The 2,532-nt window shown below is 64.3% G+C and carries 3 protein-coding genes; 1 reads left to right on the top strand and 2 read right to left on the bottom strand.

The features are described from left to right. Window positions 1-940, bottom strand: a 940-nt coding sequence (locus EOA22_RS30625; protein ID WP_127390473.1) for a serine dehydratase beta chain, incomplete at its 3' end; no start/stop codon positions are given. Between the two features lie 178 nt (window positions 941-1,118). Between EOA22_RS30625 and EOA22_RS30620 the strand changes: the two genes are divergently transcribed. Next, on the top strand, window positions 1,119-1,832 hold the full coding sequence (locus EOA22_RS30620) for a DUF599 domain-containing protein (RefSeq protein ID WP_027161543.1): 714 nt from the start codon (window positions 1,119-1,121) through the stop codon (window positions 1,830-1,832). On the opposite strand, the gene EOA22_RS30615 is transcribed toward EOA22_RS30620, so the two are convergent. Continuing rightward, the coding region (locus tag EOA22_RS30615; RefSeq protein WP_164756049.1) for a YdcF family protein at window positions 1,811-2,532 on the bottom strand (722 nt) is incomplete at its 5' end. The genes EOA22_RS30620 and EOA22_RS30615 overlap by 22 nt on opposite strands.

Below are 2,532 nucleotides of genomic sequence, written 5' to 3'. Positions count from 1 at the left end.
GCCAGTAGCGCAGCACCGCCGGCAGCGTGCCGGCCGCACCGTTGGTCGGCGCTGTGACGACCCGGCCGCCAGCGGCGTTTTCCTCGTTCACCGCCATGGCGTAGATCGACAGCCAGTCATTGGCGAGCAAGGGATTGGGCTTGTTCTGCTGCCATTGCTCCTGCAGCTTGTCATGCAGCATGCGGGCACGGCGGCGCACCTTCAACCCGCCCGGCATGATGCCGTCCTGCGACAGGCCGCGGTCGATGCAGCCTTTCATGGCGCTCCAGATGCCGTCGAGGCCGGCGTCGAGCGCCTCGCGCGTCATCTGCGTCTCCTCGTTGACGCGTTTCATGTCGGCGATGGAAAGGCCGCTTTTGCCGGCCATGGCCAGCATCTCGACCGCATTCTTGAACGGATAAGGCACTTTCTTGCCTTCCGTCGTCACCGATCCCTTGGCCTTCATCCGCTGCAGTTCCTCTTCGGAAACCACGAAGCCGCCGCCGATCGAATAATAGATGCGCTTGAGCAGCAGGCGGCCGCCGGAATCATAGGCGTAGAACGCCATGCCGTTGGCGTGGCCGGTGAGCGGCGTCTTGCGGTCCAGCACCAGATCGCTGGCCGGATCGAAGCGATAGGTGGGATGGCCGGGCGGCGAAATACGCTTTTCGGCGGCGATGCGACTGGCAATGCCATCGGCCTGGTCGGGATCGACCGTCTGCGGCGTCAGACCGGCAAGGCCGAGCATGACGGCGCGGTCACTGCCGTGGCCGATGCCGGTATAGGCGAGTGACCCGTGCAGGCTGGCGCCAAGGCGGTCGACCTTCACACCCGCCGGGCGCGGCCAGTCATTTCCCGCGACCTCGTCGAGAAACCGCGCCGCGGCGGTCATCGGTCCCATCGTGTGCGAACTCGAGGGTCCTATGCCGATCTTGAACAGGTCGAAAACCGAAAGGAACACGCGGCGTTGTCTCCTGGAGTCAGGTCGAGGACTACATATAGGAATTCCCACGATGTTTCCGCTCTTTTGGAAATCGCGGCGCTGCACCCGCCGACCTTGTTTGCTCCGGCAGCGACATTGGCACGATCGCTGAATGCGGACATCGAAGCGATCGCCCTGAATGTGATAAATTCAGGCCATGGGCGATTCCCTCGATCTTTCGACAGCCGATCTCGCGGCGCTGGCCTTCTTCCTCGTCGCGTGGCTGCTGCACACGTTTGCCTCCGACGGCAAGCTTGTCAGCCGGATGTCGCTGACGACGGCGATGAATGCACAGCGGCAAGCCTGGATGCGGACCATGGCCGAGCGCGAGATCCGCATCGTCGACACCGCCATCATGAGCGGGCTGCAGCAAGGCACCGCCTTCTTCGCCTCCAGCTCGCTGATCGCGATCGGCGGCTGCTTTGCCCTGCTCGGCGCGTCCGACCGGGTTCTTGAAGTGCTCAGCGACCTGCCTCTGGGTGGCGCGCCGTCGCGCGCGGCCTTCCAGATAAAGGTGTTTGGGCTGGTGCTGATCCTGGCGTTTTCGTTCTTCAAATTCGGCTGGGCGTACCGGCTGTTCAATTATTGCACGATCCTGATCGGCGCCGTACCGATCCCGCATGGCGAAGCCTCGCGCAATCCGGTCACCGAAACGGCGGTGTGGCGTGCGGCGCAAATGAACATGCTGGCCGGAAAGCACTTCAACTCCGGCCTGCGCGGCGTGTTCTTCTCGATCGGTTATCTCGGCTGGTTCGTCGACCCCATGGTGTTCGTGTTGTCGACGCTGTTGCTGCTGGCGGTGCTGGTGCGGCGCCAGTTCTTCTCGGCGGCCAGGCAGGCGGTGATCGGTCAGCCGCCCGGAAAAGGCTGATCGATCCGGCCTGACAGCCAGTAGGCAAAAAGCCCGATCCATTCCCGGATGGCCATGGTGGTGGCCCGCAGCGAATCGGCTGGATTGTCGCGGAACAGGCCGACGCCTTCCCGTCCCGAGGTGCGATAGTCGACCGGCCATGGAACGGTTGCAAAGCCGGCCTTGTCGAACAGCGCCTTGGCGCGCGGCATATGGAAGGCCGAGGTCACCAGCAGCCAGGTCTCGCCGGGCTTCGGCGTTACCAACTCCTTGGTGAAGACCGCGTTCTCATAGGTGTTGCGGGACTTGTTCTCCAGGATCATCCAGTCGGCGGCCACGCCAAGCGCGGTGAGCAGGCGCGGCGCGGTTGCGGCATCGCCCTCGCCATCGAGAAACAACGCGCCGGTGCCGCCGGAGACGACCACCTTGGCGGTGGGAAAGCGCCGGGCGAGAATCGCGGTCTCGACCATCCGATCGCCGCTGCTGTTCAGCTCATAGCCGCCGCGCGCCAGATTGATGGCGCCCTCGAAGCCGCCGCCGAGCACGACGATGCCGTCGACCTTTTCCGGCAGCGGCGGGCGTTGAAAGCGCTCTTCCAACGGATTGAGCATCATGGCGCCGAGCGACGTCCATGCTGACAGTGCAAGGATCAAAAATGCCAGCACGCTGCCGGCGGCCGCTAACCGTCGGCGCCCGATCGTGACCGCGAGCAGTCCCGCTA

This window comes from Mesorhizobium sp. M7A.F.Ca.US.014.04.1.1, from assembly GCF_003998745.1.
GTDB lineage: Bacteria > Pseudomonadota > Alphaproteobacteria > Rhizobiales > Rhizobiaceae > Mesorhizobium > Mesorhizobium ciceri.
The sequence above is the reverse complement of the archived record's forward strand: the minus strand, read 5'-3'. Positions and strand labels throughout refer to the sequence as shown.

Coding starts and splice junctions, on each gene's coding strand:
- EOA22_RS30620 (WP_027161543.1), top strand. CDS start 1,119: ATGGGCGATTCCCTCGATCTTTCGACAGCCGATCTCGCGGCGCTGGCC.